The sequence below is a fragment of the Myroides sp. LoEW2-1 genome (assembly GCF_009767705.1).
Taxonomy (GTDB): domain Bacteria; phylum Bacteroidota; class Bacteroidia; order Flavobacteriales; family Flavobacteriaceae; genus Flavobacterium; species Flavobacterium album_A.
Map to the genome: position 1 here is coordinate 1 of NZ_WSPP01000387.1, position 850 is coordinate 850.

At 32.8% G+C, this 850-nt stretch carries 1 protein-coding gene; it reads right to left on the bottom strand.

Going from position 1 to position 850, the window contains the following annotated elements; all coding sequences use genetic code 11:
• Positions 1 to 650 (bottom strand): nucleoside triphosphate pyrophosphohydrolase (mazG, locus tag GOQ24_RS16310; RefSeq protein ID WP_160340171.1); only part of this gene is annotated, 650 nt, incomplete at its 3' end.
• Between the last annotated feature and the right edge of the window lie 200 nt (positions 651 to 850).

An 850-nucleotide genomic window follows, 5' to 3' on the forward strand; every position in this document is an offset into this window, starting at 1 on the left:
GCTTTAGCCAATGCTTGTTCTGGATCTATTTTCACAAAACGCGCATAGTTAACCAAAGAGAATAAAATATCTCCAAATTCATCTTCCATTTGTGTTTTATCCCCTTTTACCTCTTCTACTTTAAATTCTTCGATTTCCTCTTCAAACTTAGCCCAAACATCTTCTTTGTTCTGCCAATCAAAACCTACTCCACTTGTTTTGTCTTGTATTCTATAGGCTTTGACCATTGCCGATAAACCTTTAGGGACACCTCCTAAGACAGATTTATTTCCTTCCTTGAGCTTTAGCTTTTCCCAATTCGACTCTACTTCCTTTTCATCAGCTACTACAACATCAGAATAAATATGAGGGTGTCTATAAACAAGTTTATCAGACACGCTATTGGCTATATCTGCTATATCAAATAAGTTTTGCTCACTACCTATCTTAGCATAAAAAACAATGTGCATTAAAACATCTCCAAGCTCCTTTTTTAACTCTGGATAATCTTTTTGATCAATGCTATCGGTTAATTCATAAACTTCTTCGATTGTTAAATTTCTCAATGATTCAAAGGTCTGTTTAGCATCCCATGGACATTTTAGTCTTAATTCATCCATGATATCTAAAAGGCGTTCAACAGCGGCCAATTGTTCTTTTCTATTGTTCATAATTTGTTTTTATACCTAGCAAGTTAAAAAATAAAAGCCCGTAGATAAAATCTACGAGCTTTAAATTTATATTTTAGAATAAACTATTTAGCTTCTTCTTCTTCTTTCTTTTCTGCAGCGCTAAAAGCATCAGCAATCATTCCTCTTTTTTGAAGAATATTATACCAGTTTAATACTTTTTTAATATCTGAAGCATATAC